This is a genomic window from Dellaglioa sp. CoH-56-MRSF-12 (genome assembly GCF_056782075.1).
Map to the genome: position 1 here is coordinate 264,848 of NZ_JBXAYD010000002.1, position 12,465 is coordinate 277,312.

13 protein-coding genes and 1 other annotated feature are annotated in these 12,465 nt (G+C 33.4%); of the genes, 2 read left to right on the forward strand and 11 right to left on the reverse strand.

Annotated elements, in window-relative coordinates:
• The 8 genes from AC1RPY_RS03120 to AC1RPY_RS03155 form a co-directional block, all read right to left on the reverse strand.
• On the reverse strand, positions 1-669 hold the full coding sequence (locus tag AC1RPY_RS03120) for a potassium channel family protein (protein WP_481761224.1): 669 nt from the start codon (positions 667-669) through the stop codon (positions 1-3).
• A 77-nt stretch (positions 670-746) separates the two neighbouring features.
• Positions 747-1,229 (reverse strand): transcription elongation factor GreA, encoded by a 483-nt coding sequence (gene greA / locus AC1RPY_RS03125; protein WP_481761223.1) that lies wholly within the window; start codon positions 1,227-1,229, stop codon positions 747-749.
• A gap of 83 nt (positions 1,230-1,312) precedes the next feature.
• Positions 1,313-2,449: an endolytic transglycosylase MltG gene (gene mltG, locus AC1RPY_RS03130; protein WP_481761222.1), complete on the reverse strand. Its 1,137-nt coding sequence runs from the start codon at positions 2,447-2,449 to the stop codon at positions 1,313-1,315.
• A 51-nt stretch (positions 2,450-2,500) separates the two neighbouring features.
• Positions 2,501-4,921: a phenylalanine--tRNA ligase subunit beta gene (pheT, locus tag AC1RPY_RS03135; RefSeq protein ID WP_481761221.1), complete on the reverse strand. Its 2,421-nt coding sequence runs from the start codon at positions 4,919-4,921 to the stop codon at positions 2,501-2,503.
• Between the two features lie 5 nt (positions 4,922-4,926).
• Positions 4,927-5,973 carry a phenylalanine--tRNA ligase subunit alpha gene (gene pheS / locus AC1RPY_RS03140; protein ID WP_409022664.1) on the reverse strand — a complete coding sequence of 349 codons (1,047 nt, stop codon included), beginning with the start codon at positions 5,971-5,973 and terminating at the stop codon, positions 4,927-4,929.
• Between the two features lie 61 nt (positions 5,974-6,034).
• Positions 6,035-6,263 (reverse strand) — a binding site (T-box leader).
• Between the two features lie 43 nt (positions 6,264-6,306).
• Positions 6,307-6,651: a winged helix-turn-helix transcriptional regulator gene (locus AC1RPY_RS03145; RefSeq protein ID WP_481761220.1), complete on the reverse strand. Its 345-nt coding sequence runs from the start codon at positions 6,649-6,651 to the stop codon at positions 6,307-6,309.
• A 121-nt stretch (positions 6,652-6,772) separates the two neighbouring features.
• Positions 6,773-7,273, reverse strand: coding sequence for an HD domain-containing protein (locus tag AC1RPY_RS03150; protein WP_409022666.1), 501 nt, complete (start codon positions 7,271-7,273; stop codon positions 6,773-6,775).
• 116 nt (positions 7,274-7,389) lie between these two features.
• Positions 7,390-8,154: a TrmH family RNA methyltransferase gene (locus AC1RPY_RS03155; RefSeq protein WP_481761219.1), complete on the reverse strand. Its 765-nt coding sequence runs from the start codon at positions 8,152-8,154 to the stop codon at positions 7,390-7,392.
• A 134-nt stretch (positions 8,155-8,288) separates the two neighbouring features.
• Between AC1RPY_RS03155 and AC1RPY_RS03160 the strand changes: the two genes are divergently transcribed.
• Complete coding sequence (locus AC1RPY_RS03160) at positions 8,289-8,564, forward strand: acylphosphatase (protein WP_481761218.1); 276 nt, start codon at positions 8,289-8,291, stop codon at positions 8,562-8,564.
• Between the two features lie 87 nt (positions 8,565-8,651).
• Positions 8,652-9,584: a membrane protein insertase YidC gene (gene yidC / locus AC1RPY_RS03165; RefSeq protein WP_409022669.1), complete on the forward strand. Its 933-nt coding sequence runs from the start codon at positions 8,652-8,654 to the stop codon at positions 9,582-9,584.
• A 99-nt stretch (positions 9,585-9,683) separates the two neighbouring features.
• On the opposite strand, the gene AC1RPY_RS03170 is transcribed toward yidC, so the two are convergent.
• The 3 genes from AC1RPY_RS03170 to AC1RPY_RS03180 form a co-directional block, all read right to left on the reverse strand.
• The gene (locus AC1RPY_RS03170; protein ID WP_481761217.1) at positions 9,684-11,153 is read right to left on the reverse strand and encodes a HAMP domain-containing sensor histidine kinase; all 1,470 of its coding nucleotides are present in this window, start codon (positions 11,151-11,153) and stop codon (positions 9,684-9,686) included.
• A 38-nt stretch (positions 11,154-11,191) separates the two neighbouring features.
• Entirely contained in the window at positions 11,192-11,878 is a 687-nt protein-coding gene (locus AC1RPY_RS03175; RefSeq protein WP_409022671.1) for a response regulator transcription factor, read from the reverse strand.
• Between the two features lie 271 nt (positions 11,879-12,149).
• A complete protein-coding gene (locus AC1RPY_RS03180) occupies positions 12,150-12,308 on the reverse strand; it encodes a hypothetical protein (RefSeq protein ID WP_481761216.1) in 159 nt (52 codons plus the stop codon).
• Between the last annotated feature and the right edge of the window lie 157 nt (positions 12,309-12,465).

Here is a 12,465-nt window from a genome sequence, read left to right on the forward strand (position 1 = left end):
TTATTTAGTCTTGTTCATTTTTTCATCAAATTCTGTGACAGCTTTTGTTTCACCAATAATCAGTACCTGATCATTTGGTAAAATAATTTGATCTGCTAATGGTGAAATAATCATTTCTTTACCACGTCTAATACTGATTACATTTAAATTAAATGTTGATCTGAAATTTAATTCATCTAATGTCTTATTAACATATCTCGGATCTGTCATATCAATTTCTGCCAATCGGTAATCATCATCTAAATCTAAGTAATCTAACAAATGATTAGAACTTAATGCCCTACCCAACTTGATTCCCATATCTCGTTCAGGATGAACAATATGATCTGCCCCAACCTTTTGGAGTACACGAGCGTGATATTTATTCAATGCTTTAGCCGTTACGACAGGAACACCTAATTCTTTAACCATCAATGTGACTAAGATACTTGCTTGAATATCTTCACCAATTGCGACAATCACATGATCAAAATTACGAATACCGATTGATTTTAAAGCTTCATCATCTTGTGCATCGGCAACAACAGCATGTGTTGCAATATCCATATAATCATTTACACGAGCTTCATCCCTATCAATAACTAAAACTTCTTGCCCATACTCAATCAACGTTTCGCAAACACTCGCACCAAATCGACCTAAACCGATTATTGCAAAATTCTTTTTCAACTTATCTCACCTACTTAATTTAATAAAAAAAGACTAAGTAACAAATGATTTGCAACTTAATCTTTTATATTTAGCTTTTATAAATTATCTTTAACATCGGTAATTTTGACTTCAAAATTACCATTTGGTGTTTCAATTGTTACTGTTTCATTTAATTTATGGCCAACTAATCCTTTAGCGATTGGTGATTCATTTGAAATTTTACCAGACATTGGGTCAGCTTCTGCCGCACCAACAATCGTGTATGTTTCTTCCTCTTCACCAGGTTCCATAAATGAAACTGTTTTACCAACAGAAACTTCGTCAGCATCTACACCAGCGTTATCAATAATTTCTGCATAATGGAGCATATGTTCAATTGTTTTAACTCGGCCTTCAACAAAACTTTGTTCATCTTTAGCTGATTCATATTCTGAATTTTCTGATAAATCGCCATAACTACGTGCAATCTTAATACGATTAATAATTTCTGCACGCGTTTTTGTTTTTAATGTTTCAAGTTCTTCTTCAAGTTTAACTTTACCGTCTACGGTCATTGGATATACTTTATCTTCTGCCATCACTTACTCCTCTTAAAATTAATAAGTTCAATATGCCTATCAGGTTAACATTTAATTTTGTGATTGTAAACCGGTTGCGTGGATTATTGAACATAATCATTATCAGCCTGTGTCATAGGTGAAAATGCTTGGTAATATTCATACGTTTTAGAATATTCTATTTTTTTAGAATTTGAATTGAAAATAAAATAGAAATTACCTTTCTTTCTGTCCAATGGTGTCAAAACAGCCTGGATAGAATCTAAACTAGCATTGTTAAATGGACCAGGTCCATATCCTTTATAAACGTACAAATTATATGGTTTATCCACGTAATAATCAGCTGACGTTAAATCTTTTTGCGGTATATTTAGCGCATAACTAACTGATATTTTTGATTGTAACGTTATTTCTGATGCAATTCGATTGAAATAAACACCGGCAATTTTTTGACGATCTTTATGGTTTTCCGTCTCTTTTTCAACTAATGAAGCGAGAGAAATGACCTCTTGTACTGTTAATTTTTGTTTTTTTATTGTTGCATAATAAGGCGATAATTCATCATTTGCTTTAACAATCATTTGCTCAACAAGATTTTTTAACGTTGTTTTTTTATAAACAGTATACGTAGCTGGGAACAAATAACCTTCTAAAGGATATCTCACGTTTTTAGATGCCATAGTGGTATCTAAAAGATCTGGATATTTTTTATCTAAGTAATCCAAAAAAGTTTTATTTTTCATTAATTTAATAAAATCATTATATGAAAAATTTGTTTCTTTTGAAATGGATTTACCGATTTGGTTAATTGTTGTTCCCTCACCAACTAATACTTTCGCTAATTTATTTTGTATAGGCTCACTACTTCCACCTTGTTGAAGTGTCCAAGCAATTTTATCCAAACTCATAGATGCCTTAAGTTGATAGTAGCCGCCCTTAAATTGTGACACCTTTTTTTGCTTGACATAGTACGTATACACCGTACCACTTTTAATAATTTTATTTTTTTCTAAAATTGTTCCAATTTGTTTTGTACTTGATCCAATTGGAATATAAACTTGTTCAATTTTATTATTATTTTTATCTAGTGGATCTAAAGATGCCTTGATATATCTATAGGTCATAAACAATATTGTCAGTAGTAATATACATAATAATGCAATGACCCCTGCAATAATTTTCTTAGCCTGGTTTTTATTATTCTCTGGCGGTAATTCTGGAGATGTATCATCTTTTTTCATTGTTTAACCTCCTCACGCTTAATAATAAGTATTATTAAGCTGCGTCCTAAATTATCGAATATCAGCCCTAAGCGTCTCTTTTAAAGCTTCGATAACACGGTTAAAATCATTTGTGACATCTTCTTCAACCAAAGTTTTTGTAATATCTTGATAAGTTAACGTATAAGCAAGGGATTTCATGCCATTTTCAATATGAGATCCTTGATAAAGATCAAATAAATGAACATCAATTAAAGACTTTCCACCTTGTTTTTTAATTAACGCTTCAATCTCACTGTTAGCTATATCATTAGCAACTAGGAGGGCCACATCACGAGTAACTGATGGGAATTTAGAAATAGGCGCAAATAATCGGTCTGCTTTTTTCGCATCAACTAATTTTTGAAGATCTAATTCGAAAACGTATGTTTCCTTTAAATTAAATTCTTTAGCTGAATTAGGATGTACTTGGCCGACAAAACCAATTAATTCATCTTTTAAATAGATATCAGCTGTTCGTCCTGGATGCATATCTTCATGACTTTCAGAAGATACATAAGTAACATCATCAACTAATTCTAATTGTGTTAATAATTGTTCAACAACACCTTTAATCATGAAGAAATCAACAGGTTGTTTTTCATTTTGCCAATTTGCAAGTTTAAATAATCCTGTCATTGCACCTGCAATATGTTCAATTTCAGTAGGTCGCTCTTCGCCCTCACTGCGGAAAAAGACTCTTCCTTGTTCATAGAAAGCAAGATTGTCAGATTTTCGTGCTTCATTGTACGCTAAATCATCTAATAACCCGCTGATTAAGTTCATTCTTGTTGTTGTTCGTTCTGAGCTCATTGGGAACATTAAATTTGTCGTAAAAACATCTTTTTCTTCAAAAATAAATTTACCAGCTTTTTCTTCCGTTGTTAATCCATAACTAATAACTTCAGATAACCCAGCTGATTCCAAAATATGACGCGCCTGTTTAATCATTTTTTGTTTATAAGTATATTTACCAGGAGTCATTTTGCCAGTTGGTAGTGTAGAAGGAATATTATCGTATCCATAAATACGCGCGATTTCTTCTACTAAATCTGCTTCAATACTAATATCCCAACGTCTTGCAGGAACTTCAACATTTAAAGTACCATCGCGATTTACAACCGTAAATCCTAATTGTTTAAATAATTTAGTGATTTCAGATTCTGATAATTCAGTCCCAAGTACACCATTAATATGTGCCACCGTTGTATCAACAAAAGTTGACTCTGCTTCTAGCTTACTTGCACTTGCCGTACCCGACACAACTGTTCCATCACCTAAATTAGCGATTAACTCTGCTGCTGCATCAAGTGCTTCTTGTACTGTTTCAACGTTAATACCACGTTCAAATCGCATTGAGGCTTCACTATGAATACCATGTGTGCGTGCTGTTTTTCTAACCATTGAATTGTTAAATACTGCAGATTCAATCGCAACTGTCACAGTTTCGTCGGTTATTTGTGTTGATTCGCCACCCATTGTCCCAGCAATAGCAATCGGTGTTTTACCATTTGTAATCACAATATCTTTTTCTTTTAATTCACGTTCTTCGCTATCTAGTGTTGTAATCTTTTCGCCAGCAATAGCTGTTCTTACTAAAATATCTTTACTTCCCAATTTATTATAATCAAAGGCATGTAATGGTTGACCATAATCCATCAATATATAATTGGTCACATCAACGACATTATTAATAGGTCTAACGCCTGCGTTCCAAAGACGAATTTGTAACCACATTGGACTTGCTTTAATTGTTAAATCTTTAATCACGCGCATCGAATATGTGGGTGCTAACGTTTTATCAGGCAACGATAAAGAAATGTAATCTTCAATTTTTTCAGTAGATGTTTCTTTCAATTCTGGATGCTTAAATGTTGCCGGAACATCATAGTCAGCAGATAGTTCATGTGCTACCCCACGCATACTTAACATATCAGCACGATTTGGTGTCACATCAATATCAATAATGTCATCATTCATACCTAAGTAATCAAAGACTGATTCACCAGGAATTGCATTTTCTGGCATTACGTAGATACCTTCTACAAATTCTTTAGGCACGACACTATCTGAAAATCCAATTTCTTGTAATGCACAAATCATACCTTCAGAAGCTTGTCCGCGCATTTTACCACGTTTGATTTTAACATTATCAGCAATTCTAGAATTGGGTAATGCAACAATAACTTTTTGCCCTGCGGCAATATTAGGTGCGCCACAAACGATTTGACTAAGAGATCCTTCACCAACATCAACTTGGCAGATATTTAAATGATCAGAGTCTGGATGTGGTACCAAACTATCAACATATCCAACAACAATTTTTTTAAGTCCTTCAGAAGGACGTTCAACGCTATCAATTTCAACGGCTGTACGAGCTATTTTTTCAGCAATAATTTCAGGTTCAATTTCTAATGTTAAATATTCATTCAACCAATTTTTAGATACTTTCATTATCTCTAACCTCTTTTCGTAAATTGTGACAGGAATCGATTATCGTTTAAATAAAAATGACGAATATCGTCGATACTATATTTAAGCATCGCAAAACGATCTGGTCCTAAACCAAAGGCAAAACCACCGTATACTTCAGGGTCGACACCGGCCATTCTTAATACATTAGGATGTACCATTCCAGCGCCTAAAACTTCTAACCAGCCTGTGTATTTACAGATTGAGCACCCTTTACCCGCACATTTAAAACAGGTCACATCGACTTCAACTGACGGTTCCGTAAATGGGAAGTAACTTGGTCGTAACCGAATTTCTTGTTCTTCTCCAAAAATTGTTTTAGCAATCAGTTCAATCGTTCCCTTTAAGTCTGCCATCGTAATATGTTTGTCGATTACTAACCCTTCGAACTGGTGAAATTGATGTGAATGCGTTGCATCATCTGTATCACGTCGATAAACTTTACCAGGTGAAACCATTTTTAATGGTCCTTTTGAAAAATCATGTGTTTCCATTGTCCTTGCTTGAACGGGTGATGTTTGTGTTCTCATTAATAATTCTTTTGTAATATAAAATGTATCTTGCATATCACGAGCGGGATGATCCGCAGGTAAGTTCAACATTTCAAAATTGTAATGGTCTTCTTCTATTTCTGGACCTGAAACAACTTGATACCCCATACCCAAAAAGAGCTCTTCCAATTCTTCAATCACTTGCATAATAACATGTGGCTGCCCTAATTGAATTTGGGCACCTGGTAGCGTTACATCGATTTTTTCTTTTTCCAACTTTTTAGCAGTCATTTTAATTTCAAGTTCTTCATTTTTCACACGAATAGCTTCAGCTAACTCATTTTTAATGGTATTAGAAAAGCTACCAATTTTAGGTCGTTCTTCGGCTGATAATTCCTTCATACCTCTTAAAACTTCTGTGATTGGTCCTTTTTTTCCAAGTAAATTAACACGAATAGCATTAATTTGTTTTAGATCCTCTGATTCACGAATTTGTTTCAAGCCTTTTTCTTGTAACTCAAGTAATTTCTCTTTTAAATCCATTAATATCGACTCCTTTATTAGTTGTTTTGATAGATTTTAGACACAAAAAGACCCCGTCCTAAAAAGGGACGAGGTCTCGCGGTACCACCCTTGTTTTTGAGAATACAAATTCCCAAACACTCAAAATGATAACGGCCATTAACCGGTTAATTGCATGATTTAAGTTAGCCTACATTAATTAACAGCTCTAGAAGTGAATTCAATATTTTATTTATTGGTTAGTTTCAGTCTAGCTAACCATCCCTTTAAATCCAAGAAAAATATCTACTATTTTCTGTCTAAGCCTTTATTCTATATTCATAGTTTAAAGGTATCAAAGCCTATCGTCAAGTCTTACTCGCAATCTTTAAGTGTATACCACTTTTCTGACCATGTATGGACGCTATCCATCATATTTTTCATGTCTTTTCCTTGTTCAGTAAGCTCATAAAAACTACGACTAGTTTCACCGATGGCGACTCTTGAGATAATATTAGTATCTTCAAGTTCTTTTAAACGTTCAACTAATACACGGTCACTGCATTTATCAACCTTTTGAGCTAATTCTTTAAATCGTTGAGGTCCTTCATCCAATAAAACGTTAATAATTAAACCGTTCCATTTTTTACCTAATATTGAAAAAGTTTTTTCAAATTTAGGACACATTTCATAATTTGTTTTTTCTTGAACAACTTGCATAATTAACCCCTCCTCAGTTACTTTATTACTATATTTTATCATTAACTAACAAAAAGTAAACAAATTGGTTCGTTTTCGAAAAAACAAAAAGGATAAGCCTGTAGGCCTATCCTTTTTAAAACTATTTTAAAATTGCAATTAATTGCTGAAAGCTATGTTTTGATTTATTTTTTAACGGTGATGAAACTTCACTTGTTGCTTCATATTTATCAACCATGGTTACAATATATCCCTCTGGATATTTAGGTGGTGCAACAGTAGCACCCCACATATGTTTCATGATGATATCTTTTTCTAAATCAGATAATGTCGTTAACTTCTCTGCATTTCTAATAGCGATACGCGGATGAATCCAAGCATGTGTACCGCGATCGAATTTAGTTGTACGCCAATCGTAGTAAAATAAATCATGTAATAATCCGGCCCTTGCCGTTGCTTTTGCATTTAAATGTAATCTTTTAGCGATACGATAACTGTCATAGGAAACTGAGATTGAATGTTCTAATCGAGTAGAAAAATGATGTTGTGTATATTCACTTAATCTTTGAACTTCTGGTTTTGCCAAAAGGTCTCCAACATAACTCATATATAATTCATCATCAAGATACGAATCTTTTTTCATATACTAGTACGCCCCCAAAATATTTTTTCCTATCTCCATCATAACTGATTGAGCACCTATTGCAAGCGCAATCAGTTATCTTTAGTAAATCGTAATAATTTCACCAAATATCATAATTAAGCTTTAAGATGAAACATTAGTACACCTGCAGCAATAGCGACATTTAACGATTCAGCACGACCTTTAATTGGAATATATAAATTAGCATCCGTTTCATTTAACAGGTCATTACGCATCCCGTTACCTTCATTTCCCATAATTAAACCAAAATTATCTGTAGCAGAAATCTCACGATAACTAAGTGCATCTTCATTTAATTCAGAACCATAAATAGCAATATTATTTTCTTTGAATAAGGTAGTAACTTCCATTAAATCGGCATCCACTAATTGAACATGAAATTGGCTTCCCTGCATCGAACGTAAAACTTTAGGATGATGACTATCTGCACTACCCTCACCAAAAATGACACCTGTTAAACCGGCAGCATCGGCAGTTCTAACCATTGTTCCAATATTTCCTGGATCTTGAACACCATCTAGCATTAACCAGCCACCAGTTAAATGGTCAACTGATAATTGTTGATTTTCTTCCATCTCAGTTACCGCGTAAATACCTTGTGGCGTACTCGTGTCAGCAAGATATAAACTAACTTCAGATGAGATTTCTACTTGCTCAATTGTCGTATCGGCTATTTCATCAAAATATCTAAAATCATTAGTAACAAGCAAATATTCAATTTTTGTGTTTGCCATGAGTGCTTCTTTAACTAAATGCCAGCCTTCTAAAAGGTATTTATTTTCCTTTTTACGACCTTTTTTAGTTTGTAATTTTTTCCAGTATTTAATCTTAGCATTCTGTGTTGAATTAATTTTTTCCATAAATGTACCCCTCTTACTATTGGAAATAATTATAGCATATTTAAAATAGCATTAGTTGGTCATTATCATCTTTTCCAGTTATAATGAAAGCAATAAATGCCTATATCTACTTTATAATATGGAGGGATTACATTATGAGTGCTATTCAAATAACTGTTTTTGGTCGCGTGCAGGGTGTTGGCTTCAGATATACGACGAAGAGATTAGCCGATGATCTAGGCATCTACGGGTCAGTACAAAATAATTTTGATGACAGCGTCACAATTAAAGCAAGTAGTTCAGATAATACCCAATTAGAAAAATTTATTCAAAAAGTTAAAAATTCACCTACACCAGCCGGTAAGGTGACTGATTATAAAGAAACCTCCTTAACTAATTATATGCCGACTGCCTTTACCGTTATTTACTAATTACGATTTATTTATAGCCCATTGAAATCCCCCTATATTTAAAGTATAGTAATCGATATAGTCACTTTAAGAGGGGAAAATATATTAATGAAAAAGATTAAACGTTTAACAATGCTCCCAATATTCATGGCGCTTGTCCTGTTCCTATCGGGATGCGTCCGCAGAGACAAGAATGGTAATCCTTTTGGGATGGTTTACGACTATTTAGCAAAACCAACTCAGGGATTGCTTGACTGGTTATCCGCTCATCTAGGTAACAACTACGGTCTAGCAATTATCGTTATCTCAATCGTCATTCGCTTGGCACTTATGCCAATGATGATTAATCAATCGAAAAAAGCGACCGTTCAACAAGAAAAAATGGGTTCGATTCAACCACAATTAAAAGTCATTCAAGAACGACAAAAAAATGCTAAAAGTTCAGAAGAAAAAGCAGCTATCAGTCAAGAAATGATGGCACTTTATAAAGATAACAACGTCAGCATGACTGGCGGAATTGGCTGCCTACCATTATTAGTTCAAATGCCAATTTTTGCTGCGCTATACGCTGCAATCTTATATTCTTCAGAATTAAAGGATGCTGTCTTCTTTAGCATTAAATTAGGTACACCATCAATTATCTTTACTGTGCTATGTTTCATTGTGTATTTGGGTCAAGGATTCATTTCAACAATTGGCATTCCGCCAGAACAAAAGAAAACAATGCAAACAATGTTAATTGCTAGTCCAGTTATGATGGTCTTTGTTACAATGAGTGCGCCAGCAGGTATTGGTCTCTACTTCTTCATCGGTGGCCTCTTCGCTTGTGTTCAAACATTTATAATTATGTTAATGCGTCCTAAGATTCGTCGCGAAATTCAAGCTGAACTTGCTAAGAACCCACCAATTGTTAGAGAACGTTCAACAATTGATGCTGTTGAAGAAACAGTGGAACAAACAATTGATAATGTTGAAGATAATCTTTCAAATGTAGCAAAAAATAATCGTAATCGTAATGCTGGTAAACAAAACCGCAAATAAAGATTAACCATTAAAAAAAGCTTACCATTCTTAGAATTGCTCTAAGAATGGTAAGCTTTTTTTATTATACTGTCTAAATTTTTGTATTGCATTTCAACACTAGTCTCTTCTTATCTTTTCGGTTGGTTTAGTAGTAGCTAGAGGCAACGAAATTCTGAATATTGAACCACGCTTCTCAACACTTTCTACCACTAATGTTCCTTTATAACCCATAATGAGTTTTTGTGCGATTGATAATCCAAGACCATTACCGCCTTTATCACGACTTCTAGCTTTATCAACGCGATAGAAGCGATTAAAAACATTTTTTAAGTCATCTTTAGAAATTCCTTCACCAAAATCTTGAATAGCAATTTGAACCATTTTCATATCTTTTGATGCTGAAATATGAATTTCTTTTCTTGTTTCTGAATATTTAACGGCATTATCCATTAGAATAATTAAAACTTGTTCTAAGTGATTATGCGATATTTTTACCAAACTTTCTCCATTAAAATCTTCATCTAAAATAAACGTAAAATCGGGATGTATCATTTTAAAATCATTGAAAATTTGTAAAACAACTAATCGGACATCAACTAACTCATTTTTAAATGTCATCTCTACTTGTTCAGCTCTTGATAAATCAAGCATTTCTTGAACTAAACTCTTCATACGATTAATTTCTTGCAAAGATGCTTCAATCGACTCCGCTAGAACTGCCGGATCATCTTTACCCCACCTGTTCAATAATTCCATATGACCTTGAATTATTGCTACAGGGGTTCTTAACTCATGTGAGACATCTTCAACAAATTGTTGCTGTTGATCAACGTAGCGCTCCATCCTATCTAGCATACTATTGAACAAGTCCGCCAAATCAGATAACTCATCATTTCTATGCATATCTGGGACACGTACATGTCCAATTGGTGTTTCGCCTTCATTAATAATATCAATAGTTTCGTTCACTACTTCAATCGGTCTCAGTAACCAAGATGCCAGGATATACCCTAATATAGCACTACCAAAGGTTGCCGTAATAATTAAAACAATAAAAATTAGAATTAATTTATTACTAATTTTATGGTAATTTTCTAAAGCATTAGTTACTTGTGCATACCCGATTTTTTTGCCAGTTTTAGATGAATAAATAGCTCTTCTAGCAACATATCCATTTGCGCCATCAATTGTTTGGCTAGTAAACGTCATTTTATTTTTTTTAACAAATGGTACGTTTAAATTTCTTGAAGCAAAAACTTCTTGTTGCTTCAAATTATAAACACCTACTGCAATATTTTCTCTTGATAAATTAACAATTACTGCATTTGAGTACAAGTTATTTTCGTCTTTATCTGGTCGAGAATCTGCATTTATCGGTTTTAAATGTTGTGCAGTACTTGAAATTGTTAAGTCTTGATTCTCACGACTTAACTGTTGCGTCACCGTTCTTAAAGTATCTTGTACATCTTTTTTTTCTTTATCTAATAAAACGCCACTAAAACTCTGAAAAATAAGCGCAGAAAAAACGGCAAATATAAGTAAAACACCTATTGCCGTTCCTAATGCCCATTTCCATTTAAGTGACATACGTCTTACTTCTTTTGGATGCTGGGTTATTTTTTTTCTCATGATCTCATTACGTACCCTGTTCCTCTGACCGTTTGAATATAACTTTCTTCACCGCTACGATCTATTTTATTTCGTAAGTAACGAATATAAACATCCACAACGTTTGTTTCAACTTCTGATTCATATCCCCAAACTTTAGCTAATAAAACATCTCTAGCTAAAACAACATTAACACTTTCCATTAAAGCTAAAAGTAGTTCATATTCACGTTTGGTTAGCTCAATAACTTCTTCATCACGACGAACAACACGATTTTCTTTTTCAATTGTTAAATCACGGTAAGTGACAGTTGTCTGTTTTGCAACATTTTGTTCACCCTCTATATCAATACGACGTAACAATGCACGTAAACGCGCCAATAATTCTTCGATTGCAAATGGTTTAACAATATAATCATCTGCTCCATGGTCTAAGCCAGATACGCGGTCAATAACTGAATCACGAGCCGTCATCATAATGATTGGTGTATTTTTAACTTGTCGTACACGGCGACAAACCTCAAGACCATTTAATTCAGGTAACATTAAATCAAGTAGAATTGAATCCCAATCTTCATTTAAAGCAGCTTCTAGACCCGTTCGCCCATCAAAATGAACCTCAGTTTCAAATCCTTCATGTTGTAATTCTAATTCAACAAAGCGCGCTAAATTTTTTTCATCTTCAATTATTAGAATACGACTCATATTTTCATGATCTCCTGTTAGTTTTATTTTATTTTCTCATCCATATACACACAATTTTTAACCGATATCTTACTTTTCTTATTCTACCATTAAATGATATTCTTGCATACACTTTGCACTGCTCAACTCATATAGGTATTCAAGCACTTTTTAACCGTTTTTTTAATATATTATTAACTAAAAGAGTAATAAAATTAATATAACAAACCGTTAACTTTAAAAAATATATCATTAACGCTTTATTAAAATGAAAACTAAAAATTGGAATTAGTTATTCGATACCAGCAGCTTTAATCAGTAAAACCGATAATTCAATTATAAATTTTGCCATTTCAATTTCTTTTACAACGTTAACACGGATTTCTCCATTCAGCATACTCAAAATAACTTCTTCAAAAACCTTATATGAAAAGGTTTTATTCTCTGACAAAATAATTCCACCAAACCACATTATATTTTCTAAGTGTGCCGTTAAGTTAGGATATTAGAATATCGAAATTATACCTTAGCGTCTTAAAAAATAGTTACGGATTATCTTATTCCATACTACCTCATTGGTTAACTATTAAAGTTTTTTCCTTTATTTC

Coding starts and splice junctions, on each gene's coding strand:
- AC1RPY_RS03150 (WP_409022666.1), bottom strand. CDS start 7,273: ATGAAAAAAGATTCGTATCTTGATGATGAATTATATATGAGTTATGTT.
- pheS (WP_409022664.1), bottom strand. CDS start 5,973: ATGGATTTAAAAGAGAAATTACTTGAGTTACAAGAAAAAGGCTTGAAA.
- AC1RPY_RS03145 (WP_481761220.1), bottom strand. CDS start 6,651: ATGCAAGTTGTTCAAGAAAAAACAAATTATGAAATGTGTCCTAAATTT.
- pheT (WP_481761221.1), bottom strand. CDS start 4,921: ATGAAAGTATCTAAAAATTGGTTGAATGAATATTTAACATTAGAAATT.
- mltG (WP_481761222.1), bottom strand. CDS start 2,449: ATGAAAAAAGATGATACATCTCCAGAATTACCGCCAGAGAATAATAAA.
- AC1RPY_RS03175 (WP_409022671.1), bottom strand. CDS start 11,878: ATGAGTCGTATTCTAATAATTGAAGATGAAAAAAATTTAGCGCGCTTT.
- AC1RPY_RS03155 (WP_481761219.1), bottom strand. CDS start 8,154: ATGGAAAAAATTAATTCAACACAGAATGCTAAGATTAAATACTGGAAA.
- AC1RPY_RS03170 (WP_481761217.1), bottom strand. CDS start 11,153: ATGTCACTTAAATGGAAATGGGCATTAGGAACGGCAATAGGTGTTTTA.
- greA (WP_481761223.1), bottom strand. CDS start 1,229: ATGGCAGAAGATAAAGTATATCCAATGACCGTAGACGGTAAAGTTAAA.
- yidC (WP_409022669.1), top strand. CDS start 8,652: ATGAAAAAGATTAAACGTTTAACAATGCTCCCAATATTCATGGCGCTT.
- AC1RPY_RS03160 (WP_481761218.1), top strand. CDS start 8,289: ATGAGTGCTATTCAAATAACTGTTTTTGGTCGCGTGCAGGGTGTTGGC.